Annotated in this window: 23 protein-coding genes; 5 read left to right on the top strand and 18 right to left on the bottom strand. The window is 66.9% G+C overall.

Going from position 1 to position 26,301, the window contains the following annotated elements; all coding sequences use genetic code 11:
• Positions 1 to 119: 119 nt before the first annotated feature.
• The 9 genes from HWX07_RS05860 to HWX07_RS05820 all read right to left on the bottom strand — a co-directional run bounded on the left by HWX07_RS05860 (position 120) and on the right by HWX07_RS05820 (position 8,683).
• Entirely contained in the window at positions 120 to 692 is a 573-nt protein-coding gene (locus HWX07_RS05860) for an Osa protein (protein ID WP_175875576.1), read from the bottom strand.
• 222 nt (positions 693 to 914) lie between these two features.
• Positions 915 to 1,670, bottom strand: a complete 756-nt coding sequence (gene hutC, locus HWX07_RS05855) for a histidine utilization repressor (protein WP_011549290.1) — start codon at positions 1,668 to 1,670, stop codon at positions 915 to 917.
• A gap of 50 nt (positions 1,671 to 1,720) precedes the next feature.
• The gene (gene hutH / locus HWX07_RS05850; RefSeq protein ID WP_006481066.1) at positions 1,721 to 3,214 is read right to left on the bottom strand and encodes a histidine ammonia-lyase; all 1,494 of its coding nucleotides are present in this window, start codon (positions 3,212 to 3,214) and stop codon (positions 1,721 to 1,723) included.
• 7 nt (positions 3,215 to 3,221) lie between these two features.
• Positions 3,222 to 4,013, bottom strand: coding sequence for an ATP-binding cassette domain-containing protein (locus HWX07_RS05845; protein ID WP_059579354.1), 792 nt, complete (start codon positions 4,011 to 4,013; stop codon positions 3,222 to 3,224).
• Positions 4,014 to 4,038: 25 nt separating this feature from the next.
• Positions 4,039 to 4,785, bottom strand: a complete 747-nt coding sequence (locus tag HWX07_RS05840; protein ID WP_175875575.1) for an ABC transporter permease subunit — start codon at positions 4,783 to 4,785, stop codon at positions 4,039 to 4,041.
• A gap of 12 nt (positions 4,786 to 4,797) precedes the next feature.
• Entirely contained in the window at positions 4,798 to 5,520 is a 723-nt protein-coding gene (locus tag HWX07_RS05835) for an ABC transporter permease subunit (RefSeq protein ID WP_006481063.1), read from the bottom strand.
• A gap of 100 nt (positions 5,521 to 5,620) precedes the next feature.
• A complete protein-coding gene (locus HWX07_RS05830; protein WP_012337095.1) occupies positions 5,621 to 6,481 on the bottom strand; it encodes a transporter substrate-binding domain-containing protein in 861 nt (286 codons plus the stop codon).
• A gap of 518 nt (positions 6,482 to 6,999) precedes the next feature.
• On the bottom strand, positions 7,000 to 7,965 hold the full coding sequence (locus HWX07_RS05825) for an SDR family oxidoreductase (protein ID WP_175875574.1): 966 nt from the start codon (positions 7,963 to 7,965) through the stop codon (positions 7,000 to 7,002).
• Between the two features lie 304 nt (positions 7,966 to 8,269).
• Positions 8,270 to 8,683 carry a DoxX family protein gene (locus tag HWX07_RS05820; RefSeq protein WP_175875573.1) on the bottom strand — a complete coding sequence of 138 codons (414 nt, stop codon included), beginning with the start codon at positions 8,681 to 8,683 and terminating at the stop codon, positions 8,270 to 8,272.
• 465 nt (positions 8,684 to 9,148) lie between these two features.
• Here HWX07_RS05820 and HWX07_RS05815 point away from each other — a divergent pair, with 465 nt between their 5' ends.
• Entirely contained in the window at positions 9,149 to 11,374 is a 2,226-nt protein-coding gene (locus HWX07_RS05815) for a LamG-like jellyroll fold domain-containing protein (protein ID WP_175875572.1), read from the top strand.
• Between the two features lie 222 nt (positions 11,375 to 11,596).
• Here the strand turns inward: HWX07_RS05815 and HWX07_RS05810 are convergent, their stop codons facing one another.
• Both HWX07_RS05810 and HWX07_RS05805 read right to left on the bottom strand, forming a co-directional pair.
• Entirely contained in the window at positions 11,597 to 12,439 is an 843-nt protein-coding gene (locus HWX07_RS05810) for a formate/nitrite transporter family protein (RefSeq protein ID WP_175875571.1), read from the bottom strand.
• Between the two features lie 328 nt (positions 12,440 to 12,767).
• Positions 12,768 to 14,123 carry a nitrate regulatory protein gene (locus HWX07_RS05805; RefSeq protein ID WP_175876137.1) on the bottom strand — a complete coding sequence of 452 codons (1,356 nt, stop codon included), beginning with the start codon at positions 14,121 to 14,123 and terminating at the stop codon, positions 12,768 to 12,770.
• Between the two features lie 545 nt (positions 14,124 to 14,668).
• On the opposite strand from HWX07_RS05805, the gene fliD reads away from it, so the two are divergent.
• On the top strand, positions 14,669 to 16,183 hold the full coding sequence (gene fliD, locus HWX07_RS05800; RefSeq protein WP_175875570.1) for a flagellar filament capping protein FliD: 1,515 nt from the start codon (positions 14,669 to 14,671) through the stop codon (positions 16,181 to 16,183).
• A gap of 127 nt (positions 16,184 to 16,310) precedes the next feature.
• Here fliD and HWX07_RS05795 read toward each other — a convergent pair whose 3' ends face one another.
• The 4 genes from HWX07_RS05795 to rbsK all read right to left on the bottom strand — a co-directional run bounded on the left by HWX07_RS05795 (position 16,311) and on the right by rbsK (position 20,675).
• Positions 16,311 to 16,958 carry a hypothetical protein gene (locus HWX07_RS05795; protein ID WP_175875569.1) on the bottom strand — a complete coding sequence of 216 codons (648 nt, stop codon included), beginning with the start codon at positions 16,956 to 16,958 and terminating at the stop codon, positions 16,311 to 16,313.
• Positions 16,959 to 17,377: 419 nt separating this feature from the next.
• The gene (locus HWX07_RS05790; RefSeq protein ID WP_175875568.1) at positions 17,378 to 18,325 is read right to left on the bottom strand and encodes a dihydrodipicolinate synthase family protein; all 948 of its coding nucleotides are present in this window, start codon (positions 18,323 to 18,325) and stop codon (positions 17,378 to 17,380) included.
• 43 nt (positions 18,326 to 18,368) lie between these two features.
• On the bottom strand, positions 18,369 to 19,688 hold the full coding sequence (locus HWX07_RS05785) for an MFS transporter (RefSeq protein WP_175875567.1): 1,320 nt from the start codon (positions 19,686 to 19,688) through the stop codon (positions 18,369 to 18,371).
• Positions 19,689 to 19,748: 60 nt separating this feature from the next.
• Positions 19,749 to 20,675 (bottom strand): ribokinase, encoded by a 927-nt coding sequence (gene rbsK / locus HWX07_RS05780; RefSeq protein ID WP_175875566.1) that lies wholly within the window; start codon positions 20,673 to 20,675, stop codon positions 19,749 to 19,751.
• A 241-nt stretch (positions 20,676 to 20,916) separates the two neighbouring features.
• On the opposite strand from rbsK, the gene HWX07_RS05775 reads away from it, so the two are divergent.
• The gene (locus tag HWX07_RS05775) at positions 20,917 to 22,008 is read left to right on the top strand and encodes a LacI family DNA-binding transcriptional regulator (RefSeq protein ID WP_175875565.1); all 1,092 of its coding nucleotides are present in this window, start codon (positions 20,917 to 20,919) and stop codon (positions 22,006 to 22,008) included.
• Between the two features lie 95 nt (positions 22,009 to 22,103).
• Here HWX07_RS05775 and HWX07_RS05770 read toward each other — a convergent pair whose 3' ends face one another.
• Together HWX07_RS05770 and HWX07_RS05765 are read right to left on the bottom strand one after the other, a co-directional pair.
• The gene (locus tag HWX07_RS05770) at positions 22,104 to 23,228 is read right to left on the bottom strand and encodes a Fic family protein (protein ID WP_175875564.1); all 1,125 of its coding nucleotides are present in this window, start codon (positions 23,226 to 23,228) and stop codon (positions 22,104 to 22,106) included.
• A 90-nt stretch (positions 23,229 to 23,318) separates the two neighbouring features.
• Positions 23,319 to 24,236 (bottom strand): LysR family transcriptional regulator, encoded by a 918-nt coding sequence (locus HWX07_RS05765; protein WP_175875563.1) that lies wholly within the window; start codon positions 24,234 to 24,236, stop codon positions 23,319 to 23,321.
• A 129-nt stretch (positions 24,237 to 24,365) separates the two neighbouring features.
• Between HWX07_RS05765 and HWX07_RS05760 the strand changes: the two genes are divergently transcribed.
• Both HWX07_RS05760 and wrbA read left to right on the top strand, forming a co-directional pair.
• Positions 24,366 to 25,091, top strand: coding sequence for a pirin family protein (locus HWX07_RS05760; RefSeq protein ID WP_126364448.1), 726 nt, complete (start codon positions 24,366 to 24,368; stop codon positions 25,089 to 25,091).
• A gap of 61 nt (positions 25,092 to 25,152) precedes the next feature.
• On the top strand, positions 25,153 to 25,755 hold the full coding sequence (wrbA, locus tag HWX07_RS05755) for an NAD(P)H:quinone oxidoreductase (RefSeq protein ID WP_089471615.1): 603 nt from the start codon (positions 25,153 to 25,155) through the stop codon (positions 25,753 to 25,755).
• 105 nt (positions 25,756 to 25,860) lie between these two features.
• On the opposite strand, the gene HWX07_RS05750 is transcribed toward wrbA, so the two are convergent.
• On the bottom strand, positions 25,861 to 26,166 hold the full coding sequence (locus HWX07_RS05750) for a hypothetical protein (protein ID WP_011549310.1): 306 nt from the start codon (positions 26,164 to 26,166) through the stop codon (positions 25,861 to 25,863).
• Positions 26,167 to 26,301 lie beyond the last annotated feature (135 nt).

Raw genomic sequence — 26,301 nt, 5'->3', positions numbered from 1 at the left:
CATCGGCTGCCTGTTCCGGGCGTGTGCTTGACCCACCGCCCCGCGGCCCGACTTTAATCGGCGGCCGCGTCAGGTGTCAAATCGAGCCGGACGATGCGCGCCGCGCGGCGGCCTCGCGCTTATGCGCGCCGGCTGAACAGCTCGCTGAACGTGATCGGCGCCACGCCGATGCCGGCCAGGCCGTTCAGTATCGTCGCCCAGCTCGCGTCGGCCACGCTGACCGGAAACGACCGTACGCGATGGGCGAGCAGCCAGAAGGTACGCGTCATGCCGTCGCTCATCGCAACCTCGTAGCCGCTTGCCGCCGCCCAGTAGCCGACCGACGGCAACGTCACAGGTGCGTCGCGGCCGCTTCTGAACGCGGCGGCCGCCGTCGCGAACTTGCTGTCGAGCGACATGGCGCGGCGCGGTACGCAATCCTGCGAATTCTGTTTCGGGAACGTGGGGCTCGTCTCGAGCCAGCGGCGATAGAACGTCTCCGCGTCGAGATGGACGACGAACCGCTCCGCGCCGCCCGGCTCGGCCTTCAGATAGCAGTCCGCCTGGTTCGGCACGGGAACGCGCCACGTCGCGCGCTTCGCACTCAGGTCGACCAGTTCGCACGCCATCGACGGGCGCTGGGTGGGCAAAGCGGCTCCGGATTCGCGCAGGTCCTGTGCGCGAAGGATGCCGTTACGAAGACGTGTCAGCATGGGCCCTCTCTCTTTCTCTCGATTTTTTCGCATGAGTCAGGGTCCGTCGCGCGATCCGCGCCGGCGCCGCGATGCGGTCGCCCGGTTCCCCGATGCTCCCGACCGAATCGGGAACCCGCGCAGTGTATCGCCTTTCGATGCAGGTACGACAGGGCTCCGTCACGCCCGATGCGGCGGCACCGGCCAGCACGGCTGCCGCGGCAAACGGGCCACCCCGCTTCCCTACATGTTGCCCGCCAGGTGAAACCGCGACGCCGGATGCCACAGCCTGACCGACGTGGCGACCTGATCGCCGACCCACGTGCGGCGTCGCAACAGCAAGCACGGCTCACCGATTTCCATCACGAGATGCCGACGCACCTGCGCATTAGGCTTCTCCGCGTAGATCCGGAACTCCGCACGCTGGATCGGCGCCAGTCGCACCATGTAGTGATTCGGCGTCTCGAGCGTGAAGTCCTGCTCCAGATACGCGGGAAACAACGCCGGATTCACGTAGCGATCCTCGAACTGGATCGGTTCGTCCTCCTCGTAATGGACGATACGCGAATGAAACACGGGCCCGGCGCGCAACCCGAGCGCATCGATCGCGTCCGGGTCGACGCTGCGCTCGATCAGCAGCACGCGCGCACTGTGCCGGTGGCCGCGCTCGGCAATCTCGTCCGCGATGTTGCGGATCTCCAGCACCGTCGACTCGTAATGCCGGCGCTCGACGAACGTGCCGGCCCCCTGGATGCGGGTCAGCACGCGCTCGGCCGTCAGTTCGCGCAGCGCGCGCGACACCGTCATCCGCGCCACGCCAAATTCCTTGACCAGCTCCGCCTCGGTCGGGATCGCGCCGCCGGGCTTCCAGTCGCCCTTCGCGATCCGCTCGACGACGTAGCGCTTGATCTGCTGGTAGGCCGGCAATGCCCGCGCGGGCACGGTGTCGGCCGATGCCGACGCCTGCCGGGCGGAAAGTCTGCGTTCCGTTTCGCTCATGCGCCCTCGACCGAATGAATGTGGGGTGATCGGCTCGCCGTTGACCGTCGTCATCGCAACGACGGCGGCACACCGGCGACGATGCCGGCCGCGATCGCGATATCGTCCGCGAGCGGCCGGTCGTCGTGATACGCCGGCGCGCGTTCGCGCACGTGTCGCCACAGCGCGTCGGTCGATGCCGCGCGCCCCGTTTCGCCCGGCTGCAGATCGTACGCCTGCGCGGCGGCCAGCAGCTCGATCGCGAGCACGCGCGTCGTGTTCTCGATGATGTCGAGCGCTTTCAGCGCGGCCGGCGTCGCATGACACAGGTGATCTTCCTGCAGCCCCGACGTGATGCCGCCGTCGAGGCTCGCCGGCGCCGCGAGCCGCTGATTCTGCGCGACCAGCGCGACCGCCGTGTACTGCGCGATCATGAAACCCGAACAACTGCCGCCCGGCGTGGCAAGAAACGCCGGCAGCCCGCTGACGAGCGGATTCACGAGCCGGTCGAGCCGCCGCTCGGCGATCGCCGCGACCTGCGCCATCGCGCTCGCGAGGCTGTCCATCGCGAGCGCGATGCCGGCGCCGACCGCATGCGCCTGCGAATGCACGGCCGGCGCCTCGCGCGTGCCGGCGACGATCGGATTGTCGGTGACCGATGCGAGTTCGCGATCGACGACCTCCGCCGTGACGTCGAACACGTCGCGCGCCGCGCCATGCACGTGCGGAATCGTGCGCAGGCTGAGCGGGTCCTGCGTATGCCGGCCGCTCGCCGCGGCAAGCATGCCGCTGTCCGCCAGCAGCGCACGCAAACGAGCGCCGACCTGCCCGATACCGGGCGAAATCCGCAGCGCGAGCGAAGCCGGATCGAATGCGGCGAGTTGCCCGCCGAGGTTCTCGAAGCTCATCGCCGCGATCCAGTCGGCCCAGTCGAGCAGCCGTTCCGCGCGGGCCAGCGCGAGCGCCGCCAGCCCCGTGACGCAGGGCGTCCCGTTGACGAGGCTCAACCCTTCCTTCGCGCCGAGGACGAGCGGTTCGCGGCCGATGCGCCGCAGCGCCTCGTCGCCGCGGATGCGTTCGCCGCGATGGCGCGCATGGCCGTGCCCGACGCAGACGAGCGCGACGTGCGCCATGTGGGTCAGGTATCCGACCGAGCCGTGCGCCGGCACTTCGGGAAGGCAATCGTGCTCGAGCAGCGCGACGAGCTGGTCGACGACGTCGGCACGCACGCCCGAATGCCCGTGCGCATAGTTGTTGATCGCGGCCGCGATGATCGCGCGCGTTTCGGCCGCGCCGAGCGGCATGCCGACGCCCACCGCGTGACTCATCAGGATGTTGTGCGACAGCGTGCTCTGCTGGGCCGGCGACACGATCACGTCGCACAGCGCGCCGACGCCGGTATTGACGCCGTAGGCGCGAATCCCGCGCGCGACGATCTCGTCGACGAGTTCGCGAGCGGCCACGACCCGCGCGCGCGTCTCGTCGGCCAATGCCAGCGGCTCGCCGGCCGCCACCGCCGCAACCTGTCGCCAGTCGAGCGGCCGCGCCGCACGGAATACGGTCATGGCAGCCTCAGTTCGTGGTGCGGTCGTGGTGGCTCGACACGAATTGCCGGAAGCGCTCGGAGGTCTGGCCGCCGAACACTTCGTCGGGCGTCCCGTCCGCATCGACCTCGCCCTGATGCAGGAACATCACGCGGTTCGACACGTGGCGTGCAAAGCCCATTTCATGCGTGACGACCAGCATCGTGCGCCCCTCTTCCGCCAGCGAGCGCATCACGCGCAGCACCTCGCCCACCAGCTCCGGGTCGAGCGCCGACGTCGGTTCGTCGAACAGCATCACCTTCGGATGCATCGCCAGCGCGCGGGCAATGGCGACACGCTGCTGCTGGCCGCCCGACAGGTGCGCGGGATAGTAGCCGCGCTTGTCCGCGAGGCCAACGCGTGCGAGCAGCGCCTCGGCCTCCTCCACCGCTTCCGCGCGACTGCGCTTCTGCACGCGCAGCGGTCCTTCGACGAGGTTGTCGAGCACCGTCATGTGCGACCACAGGTTGAAGTTCTGGAACACCATGCCGAGCTGCGAGCGGATCCGGTCGACCTGGCGCCGGTCGCTCGGATGCAGCTTGCCGTCGCGTGCGCGCTTCATCGCCAGCTCTTCGCCCGCGAGCGCGACGGAACCGTCGTCGGGGGTCTCGAGCAGGTTCAGGCAACGCAGGAACGTGCTCTTGCCCGATCCGCTCGCGCCGAGGATCGAGATGACGTCGCCCTCGTGCGCGTCGAGCGAAATGCCCTTCAGCACATGGTGATCGCCGAACGACTTGTGGATGTTTCTGACCGACAGCGCAACGGGAGCAGCGGTGTTCATCGGATTCTCCTGGAAAAAATGGCGCTCAGGGCGCGACGCGCTGGGCATTGCGGGTCGCCGCGGCGGGCGGGCCGGACGGCTTCGGCGCACGCAGGTGCCCCGAGAGCCGCCATTCGAGCGCACCGAGCAGGCGCACGACGATGAAGTTCAGGCCCAGATAGATGAGGGCCGCGCAGACGAACACTTCGGTCGTCCGGTAGGTTTGCTGAATGATCTGCTGCGCGACGCCCGTCACTTCCCACACCGTGACGAGGCTCGCCAGCGCGGTCGACTTGACGAGCAGCACGGCTTCGGTCGAATACGCCGGCAGACACTGGCGCAACGCGATCGGGCCGATCACGCGCCGCAGCAGCGAGAAGCCCGACAGGCCGATGGCATACCCGGCCTCGATCTGCCCGACCGGTACGGCCATCAGCCCGCCGCGCAGGATCTCGGCCGTGTAGCCGGCCGTGCACAGCGCAAGCGACAGCACCGCGCAGACGTACGGCTCGCGCAGCAGCGGCCACATGAAGCTCTCGCGGATCACGCCGAACTGGCCGAGCCCGTAATACACGAGGAACATCTGGATCAGCAACGGCGAGCCGCGAAACACGAGGATGTAGGCACGCGCGAAGCGGTTCGGCAGCCAGCGCGGCGACACGCGCATCGTGACGATCACGAGCGACAGCAGGCCGCCGAGGACGAGCGATGCGAAGAACAGGCCGAGCGTGGTCGGCACGGCCGCGAGCAGCTGGCGCAGCGTATCGAGGAGAAAAGCGAAATCGATGGACATGCCCGTACTCCGTCAGTTGCGCGCGAAATTGCGGCGGAACGACCGGCCGACGATCGCCTCGGCCCGGTTGAACACACGGTTCGACAAGCCCGTCATCAGCAGATACAACGCACCGCCCGCGACGAAGAACACGAAGTACTGGTGCGTCGAATTCGCGGCGATCTGGCTCGTGCGCAGCAACTCGGCAAGACCGGTGACCGAAATCAGTGCGGAATCCTTCAGGCTCAGTTGCCACACGTTGCCGATACCGGGCAGCGCGAAGCGCAGCACCTGCGGCACCAGGATGCGCCGCAGCACCATGCTGCGCGGCATGCCGATCGAGCGCGCGGCTTCCAGCTCGCCTTTCGACACGGCGAGCACCGCCGCGCGATAGACCTCCGCCTGATAGGCGCCCGAGATCATCCCGACCGCGAGCGCACCGATCACGAACGGCGGCACGCCGATGAAGCCTTCCGCGCCGAACCACTGGCCGACGGCCGTCACGAGCGTCGAGCCGCCGAAGTAGAACAGATAGATGACGAGCAGTTCGGGCACGCCGCGAAATACCGTCGTATACAGATCGCCGAGCAGGCGGAGGGTGCGGTAGCGCGACAGCTTCGCGGCCGCGATCGCCGCGCCGATCACGGCGCCGACCGCGAGCGCGGCGAGCGTCAGCGCGACCGTCATCAGTGCGGCGAGCAGCAGCACACCGCCCCAGCCTTCGGTACCGAAGCCGAGCATTTCAAGAATCGCCATGCGTGCCTCCCTGCATGCGTTGAGTGAATCCGCTGGATGCGTGCCGCCGCGCCGCGCGTCGTTCGACGCACTTACGCGGCGGCGGCCGAACGCGCTGCGCTTACGGCGTGACGTCGGTCTTGAACCACTTGTCGGCGAGCTTCTTCACGGTGCCGTCCGCGAGCGCCGCGGCGATCGCCGTATCGAACTTCGTCTTCAGGTCGGCATCCTGCTTGCGGAACGCCAGCCCCTCGCCCGGCCCCCAGATCGGGCCGCCGAGCTTCGGCCCCGCGAGCACGATCGACGCGTTGTCCTTCTTCGCGTTGTTCGCCGCGTAGTACGTGACGTCGTCGAACGATGCATCGATGCGCCCGGCGACCAGATCGAGATCGCGTTCGGGCGACGTCTTGTACACGCGAATCGACGCGATGTCCTTGAAGCTGTCGTTGATGAATTTCGTGTAGACGGTGCCCGACTGGATGCCGATCGTCTTGCCCTTCAGCTGCTTGCGCAGCGTGTCGACGGTAGGCTTGTCCGCGTTGGCGTCACCTGTGAGCTTGACGATCGGTGCGCCGGGCGCGGCCTTCGGCAGGATCTTCGTATCGGTGACGGCGAACGTCGCCGGCGTCGCCGCATACGGACGCGAGAACAGCAGGATCTTTTCGCGCTCCGGCGTGATCGAAATGGCATCCATCAGGACATCGAATTTGCCGGCCTGCAGGCCCGGAATCATCCCGTCCCAGTCCTGCGCGACCATGTTGCACTGCACCTTGATGCGCTCGCACACGTTGGCGAGCAGCTCCGGTTCGAAACCGCCCAGCTTGCCACCCGGCAGCGTGAGGTTCCACGGCGCGTAGCCGCCTTCGAGTGCGACCGTCACCGTCTTCCATTCCTTTGCCTGCACCGGCGCCGCGAGCGTTGCCGCCGCAGCCGCGATGACGCCGATCGTCCTGATTGCCCACTTGATGCGCTTGCCGTTCACGAGATTTCTCCTTGCGTTGAAGTTCACCATCCCTTCGGTGCAGCAAGCCGCCTCAGGAATTTGTCTATACAAGCATGCAAGAAGAAAAACAGCGAGACAAGCGGTGATCAATAAAAACGGGGGAAACGCGGGAAATCCCCTAATTTCAAGGGTCTAGCGTGCCTCGTTACGGGGAATGGCGGCACACGTTTGGTGCAATTCGGGTGACCGAATCGCAAGGATGACTAGACAAATTTTGAATTCGACCACGACGCCGCTCGCCCCGTGACGCATGTCTGAGGATTGACGGCTCGCGATGCCTGCATCGTTGCCGCATCGATGGCGCCGTGCGGTATGGCATCTGTATCGGCGTCGAGCGGCCGCGCCCTCGTCGGCGGCGCGGATGCTTCCTCGTTCGTCAAATGAATATCGGGCGGAAGGTCGCCCGACTGCCAGGTAGACGGTGAACGGCGGCACGAACCTCAGCGAATCGGCTCGTTGATATCGGCGGCTGCCGCGAGCCGCGGCCGGTGTCGCGCCTATAACGCCCGCGGCGCATCGCGCAGCACGGTCCGCAGCGCCGTATCGAACGGCGTCGCGTAATCGATCCCGAGCGCGCGCACGCGCGCGGCATCGAGATGGCAGTCGTACGGGCGCGGCGTCGCGTCGGTCGGCTGCGTGATCGGCGTGAGCGACGCGTCGATGCCGAGCGCGGCGGCAATTCGCTGCGCGATGTCGTACTTCGTCATCGGCTCCTCGCTCGACCAATGGCGAATGCCCGTGACGGATTCGCCCGCAAGATGGCGCAGCGTCAGGTCGCGAATGACCTGCGCGACGTCGGGCGTCCAGGTCGGGTAACGGATCGCCCATGCGTCCATGCCGACCGCATCGGCGCCCGGCCGCGAAGACGCGACGACGGCCGGCACGAGGCTCGTGACGGCCGATTCGCTCCAGTCGGCGATCGGGCCGAACAGCAACGGCAAGCGCAGCACGCACGACAGCGGCGACGCGGCCAGGAGCGCGGCCTCGCCTTCGAGCTTGGTGCGGCCGTAGATGTTCAGCGGGTTCGGGGTCGCGTCTTCGCTGTACGGGGCCGCCTTGCCGTCGAAGACGTAGTCGGTCGAAATGCCGAGCGTCCATGCGCCGTATCGCGCGGCGAGCGCGCCGATGCGGGCGGGCGCGGTGACGTTGATGGCGCGGGCCGCGGCCGGGTCGCGTTCGCAGACGTCGGGGCGGCGTTCGGCGGCGCAGAGAATCACCGCTGCCGGTCGGCGGGTTTCAAAAATGTGCTCGAGGGACGACTGGTCGAGAACGTCGAGCTCGGCGATGTTTTCCGGCGGCAACGCGAGCAGTTTCGCACCGGCGCTTTGCCGGTTCCGTATGGTGGCGAGCAGCGTCAACGACGATTCGCGAGCCAGGCAGGCGGCAACCGCACGACCGAGCAGGCCGGAGGCGCCGATGAGGAGGACAGTGGAACGGCCCGTTGGCGAAATCTGGTTTGGCATGAGGTGGCGATCGATCACGGAAACGAAGGGATTATCGGGCCTATTGGATAACATGAACGGCTCGCATCCGGTCGCGAACATGATCGCCCCGTTCTTCGCCCATCGCGCTGACCAACGGCTTCGTGCGATACATGATCCGTGATGTTGATTCCGGCCGTGAGCGCATGCGCTGGCCGCCGTGCCCGGGCACGACGCCGATTCCGTCGTCGGTGCGTGCGCCGGTCGCTCCGTCGCCCGCAAAAAACAGAAGCCCGGCACGCTCGCGCGCACCGGGCCCCGATACCGGACGGAAATGCGCCCTGCCTTACTTCCGGTCAACCGAATACCGCCCCGGCCCGGTCAATGCGAGCAACAGCAGTCCACCGATGATGCTCACGTTCTTGTAGAAGTTGATCATCGCCATGTACTGCTCCATCCCCTGCAGCGCCCAGTAGCGATGGCCGATCAGCGCGGTCGCGAGCGTATAGGCGGCGAACAGCAGTGCGAGCGGACGCGTATAGAAGCCGATCGCGATCAGCACGCCGCCGACCAGTTCGACCGCCACCGCGATCGCGGCGGCCAGCTCGGGCGCGGGGTTCCCCGTCGACGCCATGTACGCGACCGTGCCCGAGAAACCGTTCAGCTTCTGCCAGCCGAACAGCACGAACAGGATCATCATCAGCACGCGAGCCGCCAGCAGCAGCTCGTCCTTCTTCGACTCCAGCGAAACGTAACGCATAGCAATCACCTTGAATTGACGGTTTGATGCAGCCGGTGCCGCTGCGCGCCGAATCAGCGCGCGATGCCGGCAACGGACTACTCTTCGCACGATCGGACGGCAAACCACATGGCCCGCCGCCGAAGAATCCGTCCGGTGACGCCGCGACTGGCGGCGTGCCCCGGATCGGTTCTGGCGAAGCACGGGTGCAGTCTACTGTCCCGCCAAGAATCATCAATCCTTCAAAACATGATTCGCTGTCTCGATTAAGTGGACAATCAGGAAAGAGCGCCGCGCGTGGTCTCGCTAAGACCGCATCCATTCCCCGCAGCGCCGGCTGTCGCAGTCACGTGATGTACAACCCTCGCGTTTGAACAGGCGATCGTCGGTCGCGCCTGCAACTTCGGGAGGTGCTTTGTCACACCGACCCACTGTCGCGTAATCCATACTGTCGCGCAGTTCAACAAGACGACAGAGGAAATAAAGATGTCGAAACGGTTCGTGGAGCGTGCCAGCCTCGAGGAGTTGCCGAATCCTGCGCGTCGAGCGTTGTCGCTGGGCCTGGGACTATTTCCTATGCTGCCGCTGCTGCCGGGACTCGGAGCCCAAGCGGCACGGGCCGCTGTTGCAGGTCCGGCGCGCGCGCCGGCTTCGGCGAGTGGTGTCTTCCGTCACCCGGGACTGCTGGTCACCGAAGACGACTTCGCCCGCATCCGCGGCTACATCAAGGCCGGTCAGGAGCCGTGGGCGCACTGGTGGAGCACGCTGTGCGCCGAGCGCTTCGCTTCCCTCGACGCCCGACCTTTCCCGCTGGCGGGCGTCTACCGCGCCGATGGCAGCTCGCGGGACATGTACGTCGACATCTGGCGCGCGTGGACCCTGGTCCTGCGATGGAAGCTGTCCGATCCGCAGGACAACCGCTATGCCGACAAGGCCGTGGAGTTCCTGGACGCCTGGGCGAACACGCTGAAGGTGGTTGGAACGGTGCCTCCCGGCTCGACCGCCCATGACGACCACACCTTCATCATCCTGGCCGGCATACAAGGCCATCAGTGGGCGCAGATCGGCGAAGTCCTGCGCACCTACCCAGGCTGGGCCCCGGCGAACCTGAAGCGGTTCCAGGACATGCTGCTCAACGTCTTCGCCCCGGTATCGTCGTGGTTCCTCAGCGACGGGCGCATCGGGTCCCATGCCAACTGGGACATGGCCTCGATGGTGGGCGCCATGGCGATCGGCGTGTTCTGCGACAAGCCCGACCTGTACCGGCTGGCCTGCGACTGCTATGCGGGCAACAACCGCGGCAAGCTCCGCAACTTCGGCAATGGCGCCATCGGGCATGGCGTGTACTTCATGCACCCGGGCCATTTCGGGCAGTGGGAGGAAAGCGGCCGCGACCAGGGCCACTCCACGCTGGGCATGTCGCTGGGCGGTGACCTGCTGGAAATCGCCTGGAACCAGGGCGACGATCTCTACGGGCTGTACAACAACCGCTTCCTCGCAGCGGCAGAGTATGTGGCGCGCTCGAACCTGCTCGACGAGAACGGCAAGAACTACCCGATGCCCTATGTGCGCGAGAACAATCCGTCCCAGCCCCACCCGTCTTTCTGGACGCAAGTGAACTACGGTCAGATGGGCCGCAATTGCTGGGAGCCCATCTACAACCACTACGTCAACCGCCTGGGGCTGGCGGCGCCGAACGTCGCGCGCATGGTGAAGTTGTGCGAGCCGAAGTACGGGGGCAGCAGTGACGACGTCTGGTGGCCGACGCTGATCCATCGCCGCCCGGACTATGCCGGCTCCATGAAGCCGCCGTCTGGCCTCACGGCCTACCTGCGCGGCAATCGCGTCGTGCTGTCGTGGTGGGGCAGCGTCGGCGCGACCTCGTACGAGATCAAGCGCGCGAGCCGGGCCAGCGGCCCCTTCAACCTGCTGGGCACGGTTTCGGCGCGCGAGGTGCTCACCTACAGCGATATACCGTCCAACGGCGTCTGGTTCTACCAGATCACGGCGCAGGGCGCCGGCGCGCCGGGAGCCGGCTCCAATGTGGTTCGTATCGCCGTTCCCGGCGAGGTCCGCCTGTCCCTGCCGCTGAACGACCCGAGCGGCACCGGCACGCACGGCGCGCTGCGGACCGCCGCCGGCACCATGACCTTCATCGAGGGCACGCTGCTGGACGGCGCGACCTGGGGCGACGGGCGCCGCAACGACAAGGCCATCGTGTTCGACGGTCTGAAGGCCGGCCTGCAACTGCCGTCGGGCGTGTTCGGCGACCTCGACGACTTCAGCCTTTCCTTGTGGGTCTACGCGAATGGGTTGCACTGGGACAGCTGCGTGTTCTATGCAGGGCTGGACGCGAACGCAGCCATGTGCATCGCACCCCAGACCGGCTCAGGCACGCTGTGCTTCTCGATCTTTGGCGCGACATTCAAGGATTCACAGGTGGTGGCGGCGCCGTGGGCCCTGCCGATTCGACGCTGGGTCCATCTCGCGGTCACGCTGCAGGGCAATACCTGCCGCCTGTACGTTGACGGCACCGAGGCCGGGAAATCCGACGAAATCCTGCTGTCGCCGCGCCAGGTTGGCGACCAGGTCACTTTCCTAGGCCGCAATTGGGCGCATCCATCTTTCAACGGCCGCATCCAGGGCTTCCGCGTGTACGCAGGCGCATGGAGTGCCGCGGAGGTCGCAGCGCTGGCCCGTGATGCGATGTGATGCTGCATCGCTCATCCCTGCCGGCAATGCCGGCGGGGACTATGCGAAGTTGTTTTCGATCCTGTCGCGCGCCCGGTCGGCCCCGCGCGCGGCAACGCGCGCCGACGTGACCGTGATCGCGTCGTAGATCAGCCCCGACGCATCCGCCAACGTGACGGTCGCGCGCCCCCGGTGCGCGTTTCAGCGCCTCGCCGGCAGTCGGTTGCGGCTTGCGCAGCGCGATCAGGCCTTGCGCGCGACGACGCCCACCGGCGAAGCGGGCGTGCGTTTCGGTGCGGTCTTGTAGTGCGTGCTGTACAGCGCCGCGCCGACGAACACCAGCCCGCCGACCAGGTTGCCGAGTACCGTCGGGATCTCGTTCCACAGCAGATAGTCGACGATCGTGAAGTGGGCGCCGAGCATCAGCCCGGACGGGAACAGGAACATGTTCACGACCGAGTGCTCGAAGCCCATGTAGAAGAACACGAGGATCGGCATCCACATCGCGATCACCTTGCCCGGTACGGACGTCGACATCATCGCGGCGACCACGCCGGTCGACACCATCCAGTTGCACATCACGCCGCGCACGAACAGCGTCAGCATGCCGGCGGCGCCGTGCGCCGCATAACCGAGCGTGCGTGCTTCGCCGATGCCGCCGATCTTCTGTCCGATTGCGTTCGGCGCTTCCGAAAAGCCGAATGTGAAGATGATCGCCATGAACAGCGCAACCGTCAGCGCGCCCGCGAAATTGCCGAAGAACACCAGCGTCCAGTTGCGGAACACACCACCCCAGGTCGCGCCGGGCCGGCGATCGATCACCGCGAGCGGCGCGAGCGTGAAGACGCCGGTGAGCAGGTCGAAGCCGAGCAGGTACAGCATGCAGAATCCCACCGGAAACAGCAGCGAACCGGCCAGTGCGTTGCCGGTGTTGATCGTGATGCTGACCGCGAAGGCGGCTGCGAGCGCGAGGATCGCGCCCGCCATGTACGCGCGAATCAGCGTATCGCGGGTCGACATCGACAGCTTCGATTCACCGGCATCGACCATCCTGGTGACGAATTCGTTGGGCGTGAGGTAGGCCATGGTGTGCGCTCGTAAAGTTGGACGGGCAAAAAAAACGCGCCAGGCACTCGCTCGACATGCGAGTGCCTGGCGCGGACGCTGTTATCCACGTGATCGGCCGCCACGGTTCGACATGGCGTGATCGTCAGGCCGCCATTAGCCCGACGAGCGAGAGGTTCGCAATTCTCGTACCAGTGACGGGGATATCGCGATGCAGGCTGGCCGGACGCGAAATGCCGGGGGAAAAAGCCGCGGCCGATCGCGGCGAATCGCACTCGCGCGGTGCAAACCGCACCTCATGCATGCGCTTCGGGCGCAGCCGCGGTGCGTGAAGCGCGGTGCGTTCCGGTCAGGTCGTGCCGTCGTCGTGCGGTGCCTCCGGCGCGCTTCGCTGCGTACGACGTCGCGCGGAAGGCTGCGCGTGCTCGTCGACGAATCGCTCGGGCGACGTCAGCGCGTCTTCCGCGATATCGGCAAGCGGCCGATTGCCGTCCATCGACGCTTTCTGCAGCATCCGGTACGCTTCGTCCTCCCGCAGGCTGAAGCGCGTCATCAGCGTATTTTTCGCGCGCTGCACGAGCTTTCGTTCGTAGAGCGCGCGACGCGCCGCGTCGAGCTCGACCTCCGCGCCGGCCAGTCGCGCCGATTGCGACTCCAGCAGGGATTTCAGGCTGGCGAGCGTCCACGTGTCGGAGCCGGAGAGGCGTCCCGGCAGTTCGTGAACCGCCGCGCGCGCCGACAACGGATCGCCGGCGAAGAACTGGGCGAGCGCCTGGATATGCGGGGGCGGATTGTTCCGCAACTGCGCCATCAGGCGCTCGGAGTCGCGCAGCGTTCGGTGCGCGTCGTCGATTCGCGCGTTGCACGTTTCCTGCACCTGCAGCGTCAGCGCAATCTGAAGGTGCCAGAGATCATCGATGCGGGCGCTCGCGGCGTCGAACCATGCTTCGCTCAGGACGGCATCGAGCGCATCGCCGGCGTGCGCCGTGCACAGCACGCGGCGCAGCTTCTCGAGCGCCGCCATGTGCGGCTCCGTCATGCGGGTTTCCCACCATGCGTTTTGCGCCGGGCTTGCGAAGCTCGCGAAGACTTCGAGACTGCGCTCCTGCGCGGCTATCAGATACAGCAGGCGCTGCTGCTGGTCCGCCGAAAACGTGCCCGCCGCGAACATGTGCGCGCCGACGGCGCGTTCCTGTCCCGCTTCCTCCTTGCCCTCGACGACATGGACGAGGGCAATCAGCATGCGCGACACCGACGGATCCGCCGCGCTGTCGGCAAACTGGAAAATCAGCTCCACCAGGCCGCCGATCACGGTACTGAACGCCTGGACGGAATCCGGCGCCGACAGCGCAAGATGGTCGATCTGTTCGCGCAGCACATCCAGCGATTCCAGGTCGAGCAGCACCCAGGCGATCAGCGACAGCAGGCGCGAAGTCGAGCCGCGCGCGGGCGTCAGTTCCAGGTCCAGGCGCTCGCGCAACTGCGCGACGAGCGGCGCCGATTCGCCGCGCGAAGCCGCGCGTTCGGCGACAAAGCGCTTGCCGCTCGACGCCAGATAGATGCTGGTGGCGCCGCGCTCGCGCTGCAGCGCATGGATCAGGCGGCCGAGCAGGTCGACCAATTCGATCTGCTCGGCCAGGTGGCGCAGGGACGCGATTTCCTGATGCTTGGCGAGCAGCGCGAACTGCAGGGCGGTGGCGGGCATGGTGGAGACTGACCGTCGACAGGGACTCGGTGCAGTGTAGTGCGGACAATAATCGCTATTTTTGACGCCTTGCACGCCAAGATCGTGACGAAGGCGCGGTCCGCAGCTTCGCTGCCCAATACTTCCCGAGCATAGGCCTGCAATGCCTCGGCAACGTTCACAAGGCGCACAGCCAAAAACGCTCTAACTCTTTGAGCTTGCCCGCCCGTAGACAGCCCAAGGTTTCATGCCCGCTTCGGCCCGGCTACGATTTTCTAGCCGTGGAATAGCCGACTTCTTTTGGAAACCGGGCTCCGCACCCCTCTTTCTTCTCTCACATTTTCGGCAAGAATAATTACAAAAAATTACCAACCAATACCGATTTAATAATACGATAGGCCACCCATCATTCTTACGTTTTCCCGACACTCTCACGATCCGTGGCGAACGTCGGGCGAGAAGCGCGAGAAACGACACGCACGCGGATCGCCACGGACCCATCCGGATCGCTGCCGGCCGGCTCCACCGCCGTTTCCCACTGGATCGCCTTCAACCGGAGCTCACCCATGCCAACGACCACGCCCGTCAACAGCGGCGCGAACGCGAACAGCCTGATGCAACAGGCGGCGCAATCGATCATCAACGGCTCGACCGGCAATCCGGCGATGGATGTCGGCTCGCTCGTCAAGACGCTCGTGAACGCGAAAACGGCCGGCCGGGCCGCGACGCTTGCCGCGTCGCAAACGACCGGCAACACGCGGATTTCCGCGTTCGGCGCGCTGTCGTCCGCGCTCGGCGCGCTCGAGGCGGGCCTGACGTCGCTGAAGAACGGCGCGCTGCAGTCGACGTTCAACGCGGTCGCAAGCGGCAAGGGCTTGACCGCGACGGCCGGCGCGGGTGCGGTCGCCGGCACCTACACGGTCGGCGTCACGCAGATCGCGACCGCGCAGGCGCTGTCTTCCGCCGGCTTCAACGGCAGCAAGGCGCTCGGTACCGGCACGCTGACGCTGTCGCTCGGTAGCCAGTCGTTCAAGGTCGAGGTCGGCGGCACGAACAACACGCTGGCGGGTATCGCGGCGGCGATCAACGGCGCGTCGGGCAACCCGGGGATCAGCGCGACGGTCATCAACGGCACGGACGGCGCGCACCTCGTGCTGGCATCGTCGAAGACGGGCGCGGCGAACGCGATCAGCGTCGCGGTCGGCAACGTGTCCAACGATGGCGGCCTGTCGAGCCTCGGCGTCACGTCGACGGCCGACCCGTCCGGCGGCGCATCGAAAATCGATTCGGCGAACGGCGCGGCCGCGTGGCGGCAGAGCACCGCCGCGCAGGATGCGAAGTTCACGCTCAACGGGATCGCATCGACCAGCGCGAGCAACGCGGTATCGGGCGTGCTGACCGGCATCACGTTGAACCTGTCGGCGGCCGCGGTCAGCGCGACCGATACGCAGACGCTGACGGTCAGCACCGACACGAAGTCGCAGGCCGCCACGATCACGAATTTCGTGAGCCTGTACAACACGGTGGTCAAGACGATGGGCGCGCTGACGAGCTACACGGCAGGGGCCAGCTCACAGGGTGCGCTGATCGGCGATTCGACGTTGAACACGATCCGCAACTCGCTCGCGTCGATCGTCGCGCGCGGCGTCGACAGCGGCGCCACCACCGAGAAGGGCAACGGACACGTGAACCTGTTGTCGATCGGCATCAAGCTCGAGAAAGACGGCACGCTGAACGTCGACAGCGCGAAGCTCGACGGCGCGCTATCCGCGAACCCGTCGGGCGTCGCGCGCCTGTTCAATCCGGAGAACGGGATCGGCACGCGCCTGGCCGACCAGATCACGCAGTTCACGAAGAAGAACGGGATGATCGACGTGCGCACGACCGCGCTGACCGCCGATCTGAAGCGCGTCACGCAGCAGCAGTCGGATCTGTCCGACTATGCCGCGCAACTGACGAAGCAGTACCAGGCGCAGTTCACCGCACTCAACACGTTGATGGCGCGGATGAACACCAACACGCAGTACCTGACGCGATTGTTCGGAGGTGCGAACAGCAGCGGCACGCTGTCCAACAAGTGAGCGGCCGGGTCGCGCGAGAGGCGCGGCCCGGAGTTGCCGCTCATGCCCCGCGACGCGCCAGCACTCGCGAAATTCGCATCATCGGGGGCGGCGCCCAGCCCGCGGTTGTTCTTGAAGCGGGCCGGCGTCAGCCGAGACCTTCGACGCGATCGGCGAACCGATCGATCGCGCGCGACACCTGACGCCCGAAATAGCCGGGCCGTTCGTGCTCGTACGCACGCAGCAGCGACGTGCATTCGCGCTCGGCCCAGCGCCACACGGGCCCCTGCTTCGCGAATACCGGATGATCGTGCCACTCGGCCGGTACCGCGTGCTCATCCTCCCAACCCCAGAAATAGGCCTGGTAAGGACGGGCGAACGGCATGCCCAGCTGGTTCGCGACGGCCTCGTCGTGGCGCAGCGTGAAGTCGACGATCTCCTTGCGCGTGCGTCCGAGCGCATCGTCATGGCGCGCTTCGATCCAGCAGTGATACCGCGCGAGCTGCGACAGATGACGCGCGGTGCGGCGCCGCTCGCGTGTCGTGCAGAGCGCGTACAGGTTGCCGCCGCCGAAATCCATCACTTCGCCGCCTGCGAACGGCCGATAGGGCTTGCCGGTCAGCAGCGTCAGCACCCGCGCGCCGACGATCGCATAATCGGCGCAGCGCATGTAGCCGCCGCGCGTCGTCGCTTCCGACACGCTCCGGTGGACGACTTCGTCGATCACGGCATGCAGCATGGCATCCACCGGCGCCGCCAGGATCGGCGGCCGGCTTGTCGTCGTTACGTGTTGCATGGGCGAATGCGGCTTCGGCGGTTCGTCGGTGAAAATCACTCCGCGGCATGGTATTACGAAGCGTTACAACGGATGGGCGCGGGATTGCGCAGATTTGTGCGCTTTTCTCGCCTCGCGCAAGACATGTCGACAGTCCGTCAGACAGGGTCGATGCAACGCGCGGCAGGTTGGCCGGACGAGCATCGACGCCGCGCTCGCGGATCGCGGGCGGTTCGGGTTCGTGATGTCGTGAATGACGGCAGGAGGGGCGCGGCGGCAGACGTTGCCGCCATCGACGAGAGGGGAATCGCGATGCGTGCGCCGCGATTGCGGCGCATCGCGCAAAGCGGGTCGTGCTTGCAGGCAACGGGCGTGCCGGCCGCATGCACGGCACGCGATGCGATCACGTGCCACGCCACTGGCGCGGCACGCGTCGTACGTCATGACGCAGCGATTCGCCGGCGGAAATGTTCGGTGCCGGCCACGATCTTGTCGAGCACCGCGTCGAGCGCCCAGAAGCGCTCGCGCACGTCGTAGTCGATCGCACGGCATTTGATCGACCCGAACGTGCCGATCCGCTGGTGATAGAGCTTCGCGAGTGCCGGGTAACCCAGCGCCTCCGATACCGCCGAGACGACCAGGAACGTCGACAGCTCGTCGGCCAGCGCCGGATTCGACTCGCCGTGCGTGCGCAACCACTGGTAGAGATCGGGATGGAAGTTCGTGAACACGCCGTTGAAACCGGCGGACCCGGCCTTCATCGCGTCCCAGGCGATCGCGGCGTTCGCGTTCAGGATCTTCAGCGGCGATCCCTCGGCAAGCGCGACGCGCCGCTTCACCATCGCGAGATCGCAACTCACGTCCTTGAGCATCACGAACCGGCCCGTGTCGATGCACGCGCGCAGTTCGTCATCCGACAGAAGCCGCCGGTAAGGCGCCGGGCATTCGTACAGGCCGAGCGGGAGATCCGACGGCAGTCGTGCGAGCAGCCGGTGGAGGTGGTCGAGCAACGCGGCGCTGCCCTTGCGTTGCGGATCGAGCCGGTTGGTCACGAGCACGACGCCCTGCGCGCCCGATTCGGCCGCCGCGCACAGTTCGGTAACCTGAGCGTCGAGATCGTCGCTGATGTGCCCCGACGCGACGACCGGCACGCGCCCGGCCACCCGCTCGACCACGAAGCGCGCGAGTGCCGCGCGTTCGGCGAGGCTCAGGAACTGCATCTCGCTCGATTGCGCAACCGCGAACAATGCGTCCGAGCCGTGTGCCAGATACCATTCGATGAGCCGCTCGAGCCCGGCGTAGTCGATCGCGCCGGCGTCGTCGAACGGCGTCAGCATCACCGGTACGATCCCCTCGATGGTCACGTTCGATTGCTGCGGATGTTGCATCGGTTTCTCCTTCCTTCAGTGAATGCGAATGCGGGCTGCACGATTACGCAGGCAACGGTCCAGGCGCGGCGTTCGTGGCCTGCTCGGGAATCGGCTTGCGCACGAGCAGCAGATAAGCCATCGCGCCGGCGAACGCGATCGCCGCCGCGGTGAGCAGCGCGGGCACGAACGACCACTTCTGCGCGATGATGCCGGTCAGGATCGGCGCCAGCGCGCCGCCGATGAAGCCGCCGAAATTCTGGATCGCGCCGAGCGACGCGATGCGGCTCGGCGGCGCGGCCGCCGTCGCGAGCGCCCACGAGCACGCCGACGCCGCGTTGGCGAGAAAGATCACGACCGAAATGCATGCGAGCGCAACCGTATTGCTCTGCACGAGCGCGGCCGGAATCGTGAACGCGACCATCCCGAGCATCGCGGCCACCACCGCGTTGCGCCGGCTCACGACCGGCGACCGGCTGCGACGCGTGACGAAATCGGACAGCCAGCCGGCGACCAGCGAACCGACGAATCCGCACAGGAACGGCACCGATGCGGCGAACCCGGTGCGCATCAGGCTCATGTGCCGCTCCATCGTCAGGTAGCCTGGCAGCCAGGTCAGATAGACCCAGTTCAGGTACACGGACCCGAAATAGCCGATCAGCATCCCCCAGGTCGTGCCGTGCGAGAACAGGCTGCGCCATTCGACGAAGGTCAGTTTCGGCGCCGCGACGACGCTCTGCGCATCGGCATCGAGATAATTGCGCTCGGCGGTAGACAGTTGCGTGCGCACCGGATCGCGATACAGCGCGAACCACACGACGGCGACGACGAGGCCGAGCGCGCCGGTCACGATGAACGCCCAGCGCCAGTCGAACGATGCAACGAGCACCGACAACAGCAGCGGCGCAAGCGCGGTACCGAGCGGCGACGCGGCATTGAAAATGCCGGTCGGCGTGCCGCGCGCCCGCAGCGGAAACCAGTTGCTCACCACGCGCGCGGCCGACGGGAATTGCGGCGCCTCGCCGATGCCGAGCACGATGCGCGCGACGATGAACCAGCCGAAGGTGGACACGAGGCCGCCCGACGCCTGCGCGAACGACCAGACGATCAGCCCGATGCCGAGCAGCCGGCGCGGGCCGATGCGGTCGACCAGCCCGCCGACCGGAAACTGGCACAGCGCATAGCTCCACGAGAATGCCGACAGCAGCAGCCCCATCTGCGCGAGCGACAGGCCGAGATCGCCGCGGATCGCCGAACTCGCGACGGCCAGCGTGCCGCGATCGAGATAGTTGACGATCCCGCTCGCCATCAACAGCGCGAGCGCGATGCGTTGACCGCGCCGAATCCGGGGCGGCGCGTGCGGAACAGGTGGGTTGTCGTTCATGTCGATTGTCTCCATGTCACTGGTAGGGGCCGGGTGCGGCCGTTCCGTCGCATGCGGAATTCAGGTATCCATATGGTTGACTTCGTCGCGCGTCGGAATCGACGTCTGCGCGCCATGGCGCGTGACGCTGATCGCCGCCGCACGCTGGCCGAAGCCGATCGCGTCGGCCATCGACGCGCCGCCGGCCCGCGCGACCGCGAACCCGCCGACGAACGTGTCGCCGGCCGCGGTCGTATCGACGGCCGCCACCGCCATCGCACGATGGCGGCCGCTCCCTGCGCTGCCGCGCCAGCACACGCCGCGCGCGCCAAGCGTGACCAGCACGTTGCCGACGCCCCTCGCGCACAGCGCATCGGCGGCGCGCGCGGCCGATGCGTCGTCGCCAACGGTGATGCCGGTCAGCGACTCGGCCTCGGTTTCGTTGACGACGAGATAGTCGACCCGCGCCAGCAACGCATCGAAAAGCGGTTGCGCGGGCGCCGGGTTGAGCAGCACCGGCGTGTGGTGGGCGCTTGCGCATGCCATCGCACGCGCCACGCTGGCAACCGGCACTTCGAGCTGGCACACGAGCAGCGCGGCTGCGGCGATCGCGTCGCGCGCCGCGTCGATCCGCTCGGCATCGACGCATGCATTCGCGCCGGGCACGACGACGATGCTGTTCGCGCCGCCGTCGTCGACCGTGATCGTGGCCACGCCGGTTGCCGTGCCCGCGATCCGGTGCAGGTGCGTCACGTCGATGCGCTCGGCCGCCAGCGCGCCGTGCAGGCGCGTGCCGAACGCGTCGTCGCCGACGCAGCCGATCATCGCGACCGATGCACCGAGGCGCGCGGCCGCGACCGCCTGGTTCGCGCCCTTGCCGCCGTGAACGGTCTCGAACGTCGTGCCGAGCAGCGTTTCGCCCGGCACCGGCAGACGCGGCGCCCGCGTGACGAGGTCGATGTTGACGCTGCCGACGACAGCGATACGCGGTGAGGTGAGATTGCTCATGTTTGAATGTAACCGCTTACATTCGAGATCGACAAAATGGCCGGAAAGGCCGTCCTCTCTGAAAATTTCGCGGTGCGGGTGAAATCCATGTCTAACATAATACGGAACAGCATCAAGATAGCGCTTACATTCTCACAGGATCGAATGAGGATGCAAGCGCGGCCACCATGAATCGAGGGTAAACAATGACGCGACTGGCAACGCACGGCGCAGGCCGGCCTACCCCGCCGGGAGACCGCCGATGAGCACGCCCCCGCCCCGCGGCGGCGCATCGCGGGCACGCCGCGGCAGCGGCCGCTCGGTGCTCGGCGACGTCGCGAAACTGGCCGGCGTGTCGACCGCGACCGTCTCGCGCGTGTACAACGACCCCGGCAAGGTGTCGGCCGACGTGCAGCAACGCGTGCGCGACGCGGCGCTCGCGCTGAACTGGATTCCGAATGCGGCCGGCCGCGCGCTGGCGTCCACGCGCACCCACATCACCGGCGCGATCATTCCGACCCTCGACGACCAGGTGTTCGCGTCGCAGGTCGCCGGCATGCAGACGATCATGGCCGAGCACGGCATCACGCTGTTCCTCGGCTGCTCGAACTACGACCCCGCGCAGGCGCTCGCGCAAGTGCGCGCGATGCTGTCGCGCGGCGTGGAAGCGGTGTCGCTGGTCGGCGAAGCGTATCCGCCCGAACTGTTCGAACTCCTTGCGATGCATCGCGTGCCTTACGTCGTCACGTACGCGTACCGCGACGACAGCCCGCACTGCTGCATCGGCTTCGACAACCGCGCGGCGTTCGCACGGCTCACCACGCACCTGCTCGACCTCGGTCACCGCGATTTCGCGATCATCATGCAGCCGTCGACTGACAACGACCGTGTCCAGGCCCGCCTGCGCGGCATTCACGAAACGCTGGCCGCGCACGGGCTCGCGGTGCGCCCCGTGCATCAGCACGAAGGCGCGGCCACGATCGCGTTCGGGCGGGCCAGCCTGCGCGCGATTGCCGGCAGCGATGCGGCGACGCGGCCGACCGCCGTGATCTGCGGCAACGACGCGCTCGCGCTCGGCGCGTTGCTCGAAGCGCAGGCGCTCGGCATCGACGTGCCCGCGCAGTTGTCGATCACCGGGTTCGACGACGTCGCGCTCGCGCGCGAGATCCAGCCGCCGCTGACGACGATGTGGGTCGATACCGACGCGATCGGGCGCCAGGCCGCGCACGCGTTGCTCGACGCGCTCGAGAACGGCGCCACGGGGCCCGGCCATGCCGTTCAGCCCGAGTTACGCATACGGGAATCCGCCGCGCCGCCGGCGCAGACGCAGGCGCGCGCGGCACGCAGGAAATAGCCGGGCAGCGCCGGCTGACTGCATCACGTCGATCGGCAGCGTCTTGTCGAGCCTGTCGTGCCACGTGTGGCTCGTCTTCGGAGCCGGCGACGACATCACCCGTCGAACGGCACCAGCTCGTAACTCGTGCTCCGGCCGCCGGACGCCGAGCGACGCAGCATGCCTTGCTCGACGAGCTCCGTGATGTCGCGCAACGCCGTGTCCTGCGAGCATTTCGCGAGGGCCGCCCACTTGGTGGTCGTCAGCTTGCCTTCGAAGCCGTCGAGCAGGCGATTCATGACCTTGACCTGGCGTTCGTTCATCGCGACGCCCGCGCACCGCTGCCAGAAACGCGCCTTGATCAGCACCGCATCGAGCGTCGTGTGCGCATGATCGATGGCCCGGCCCAGCGTATTCAGAAACCACGCGAGCCACTCCGTGACGTCGAGCGAGCCGCGCTGCGTGCGCTCCAGCACGTCGTAATACGCGTTGCGCTCGCGCTGGATCTGCGCGGACAGGCTGTAGAAACGCTGCGGGCTTCGGTCCGCGCGCGCCAGCACCAGATCGCCGAGCGCGCGTGCGATACGACCGTTGCCGTCGTCGAACGGGTGGAGCGTGACGAACCACAGATGGGCGAGCCCGGCCCGGATCAGCAACGGTTCGGCCGGCGGCGCGTTGAGCCACGCGAGAAAACGCCCGATCTCGTCGGGCAGGCGCGCGGCCGGCGGCGCCTCGAAATGCACGCGCTGCCGGCCGATCGGACCGGAAACCACCTGCATCGGCCCGCTCGCATCCGTGCGCCAGCCGCCGACCGTGATGCGCGACAGCCCCGAGTAGCCGGTCGGAAACAGCGCGGCATGCCACCCGAACAGCCGCGCTTCGGTGACCGGCGCCGCCGAATGGGTCGTCGCATCCAGCACCATGTCGACGACACCCTCGACGTGGCGATCGACCGGCGCCAGCGCGCCGATATCGACGCCGAGCCGGCGCGCGATCGACGACCGGACCGATGCGACATTCAAGTTCTCGCCCTCGATCGCGCTGGTCTTCACGACGTCGTCCGTCAGCGCGGCCAGGCTCGCCTCGTCGCGCAGCGCCAGCCCGACATCCGCCAGCCGCCCGGCCAGCATGCCTTGCGCACGGCTGACGTCGGCGAGCGGCGTGGCGAGGACCGGGAGGTCGAAACGCCATGCCGGCCAGTCGGCCGCTTCCCAGATAAAGGTGTAATCTCCGCTCATCATGCGGAGATTATCCGCTCATTCACCGCGCGACTCAACAATCCCCGCAAAATGTGCGGAGATTAATCACCCCATTCACCGCAAAGCGGCCGGCTACCGTACCCGGCCCGCCCCATTCACACCCGTGGGCGCCGGTTCCCCGAGCCGCTCCGCGAGAAACCCGATGAACGTGCGCAGCGTCACGAACCCTTCCCGGTGCTGCGGAAACACCGCGTTGAGCGTGATCGGCGGCGGCACGTACGCGTCGAGCACCGGCACGAGCGCGCCGCCGTCGAGCGCCGCGCCGACGATGAAGTGCGGCAGCAGCGCGATGCCTAGCCCCGCGATCGCGGCGTCGCGCACCACTTCGCCGTTGTTCGCGACGAGCGGCCCCTGCACGTCGAACGTCCGCACCGCACCGTCGACGCGGAATTCCCAGCCGATCCGCCGCTCGCGCCCGTACAGCACACAGGTGTGGCCGGCGAGATCGGCCGGCGTCTGCGGCGTGCCGTGCCGCTTCAGGTAGGCAGGGCTCGCGCACGCGATCATCCGCCACGCGCCGAGCGGACGCGCGATCAACGTGGAATCCTCGAGCGAACCGATCCGCAGCACCAGATCGAAGCCCTCGCCGATCAGGTCGACGCGCCGGTCGGTGAGGTCGAGGTTCAACCGCACGGCCGGGTGCGCGGACAGGAATTCGGCGATCAGCGGCGACACGTGCGTGATCCCGAACGACAGCGGCGCACTGATCTTCAGCGAACCATGCAGCTCGGTACTACGTACCGACATCGCCTGCTCGGCGTCGGCGATCTCCGCGAGGATGCGCTGCGCGCGCACGTAGAACTCCTGCCCCGATTCGGTCACCGCCAGATTACGGGTATTGCGGTGCAGCAGCCGGACACCCAGCGACGCTTCCAGCGCCATCGTGCGCCGGCTGACGAACTGCTTGGACAGCATCAACTGATCGGCCGCCGCCGTGAAGCTGCCGGCGTCCACGGTCGCGACGAAGATCCTCAGGTCGTTGATTTCCATATTGTCCACTCCATTGCGACAGTCATTATCTCTACAGCGATTTATTTGTCAAATAGATTGACCTAAGATTCATCTCAACGAACGGCCGGCCTCACTTCCGAGGTCCGGCGACTTCAAGGACAAGAAATCATGATCGATATCCGTGCAGCAAACCAACGTGGCCGTGCGGAGCATGGCTGGCTCAGCTCCCGTCATACGTTTTCGTTCGCGAATTACTACGATCCGAAGCAAGTCGGCTTCTCCGATCTGCTCGTGATCAACGACGACCGCGTCGCCCCGGGCCGCGGCTTCGGCACGCACCCGCACCGCGACATGGAAATCCTGTCGTACGTGCTCGACGGCGCGCTCGAACACAAGGACTCGATGGGCACCGGCTCGGTGATCGTGCCGGGCGACGTGCAGTTGATGAGCGCGGGCACGGGCGTGCGCCATAGCGAGTTCAACCACTCGCAGGACACGCCGGTCCATTTCCTGCAGATCTGGGTCGGGCCGGCCGAAAAGGGCGCCGAGCCGCGCTATCAGCAGACGAACGTCGCGGCCGAAGACAAGCGCGGCAAGCTCGCCCTCGTCGTGTCGCCGAACGGCGATGCCGGTTCGCTGAAGATCCGGCAGGACACCCGGATTTACGCGGGCCTGTTCGACGGCGACGAAAGCACTACGCTGGAACTTGATCCGAGCCGTTTTGCTTACGTCCACGTGGCACGCGGCAGCGTGACGGTCAACGGCGTGACGCTCGGCGAAGGCGACGGCGCGCGCATCCGTGGCGAACACGCGCTGACGATCGCCGACGGTAAGGATGCCGAGGTGCTGGTGTTCGACCTGCGTCCGGTCGAAGTGACGGCCGAATGGGCGTGACGCCCGTTCGGGAAACCGGGCCCCGCTGAATGCGGGGCCTTTTTAATCGGAGATTCGCAACATGGCCAAGGTTCTCGTTCTTTACTACTCGTCCTACGGGCACGTCGAAACGATGGCGCAGCACATCGCGGAGGGTGCGAAATCGGTGCCCGGCGTCGAGGTCACGCTCAAGCGCGTGCCGGAAACGATCCCCGTCGACCAGGCCCGCGCGATCGGCGTGAAGGTCGACCAGGCCGCACCGGTCGCCACGGTGGACGAACTCGCCGACTACGATGCGATCATCTTCGGCACGCCGACCCGCTTCGGCAACATGGCCGGCCAGATGCGCACGTTCCTCGACCAGACCGGCGGCCTGTGGATGAAAGGCGCGCTCGTCGGCAAGATCGGCAGCGTGTTCGCGTCGACCGGCACGCAGCACGGCGGCCAGGAAACGACGATCACCTCGTTCCACACGACGCTGCTGCATCACGGGATGGTGATCGTCGGTGTGCCGTATGCGTGCAGCGGGCTCGTCAACATGAACGAAATCACCGGCGGCACGCCGTATGGCGCGACCACGCTCGCCGGCGCGGACGGCAGCCGCCAGCCGAGCGCGAACGAGCTCGACATCGCGCGCTACCAGGGCAAGCACGTCGCGGAACTCGCGAGCAAGCTCGCGTCGTAACGCGGGGGCCTCGCCCCTCGCTGCCCCGCAGTTGTGCAGTTCCGCACATGAACGAACGGCGCCGGTTCAACCGGCTCCGTTCGTGCTGTGCAACGCTTTCGACCGTTACTGTCCCGACGCCGGCGCGGCCGGCGCCGCCTTCGTCGCAGGCGCCTTCTGCACGGCGTTCTGCGGATAGTTGCTCTGGTCGCCGGTCAACCGGTAGCCGCTGCCGGTACCGATCGCCTTCAGGTCCGACGCGTGCCGCGCGCGGGCCGCCTTGCGCGCCGCCTTCTTCTGCGCCTTGTCGAGCTGCTTCTGCGCCGGCGCGGACGCCGGGTCCTGCGCGTATGCCGCCGGCGCGGCGGTCAACGACAGACCGAACGACGCCGCTACTGCTACTGCCACCGAAACCACGCGAGACTGCTTCATGACCGATCTCCTTGTCGATTGTTGAGTGTGGGTCGGACACCGGCGCGCACGCGACGGCTTGCGACAACGGCACCGATGCAACGTTAGCCGATCGCCGCGCAAATGTCCGTGTGCGTTCCTGAATTGTCCTGATAA

Origin of the sequence: Burkholderia sp. BCC0097, assembly GCF_902832985.1 — a bacterium.
In the GTDB taxonomy this organism is placed as follows: Bacteria; Pseudomonadota; Gammaproteobacteria; order Burkholderiales; family Burkholderiaceae; genus Burkholderia; species Burkholderia orbicola.
This window is presented reverse-complemented; position numbering and strand designations above follow the sequence as displayed.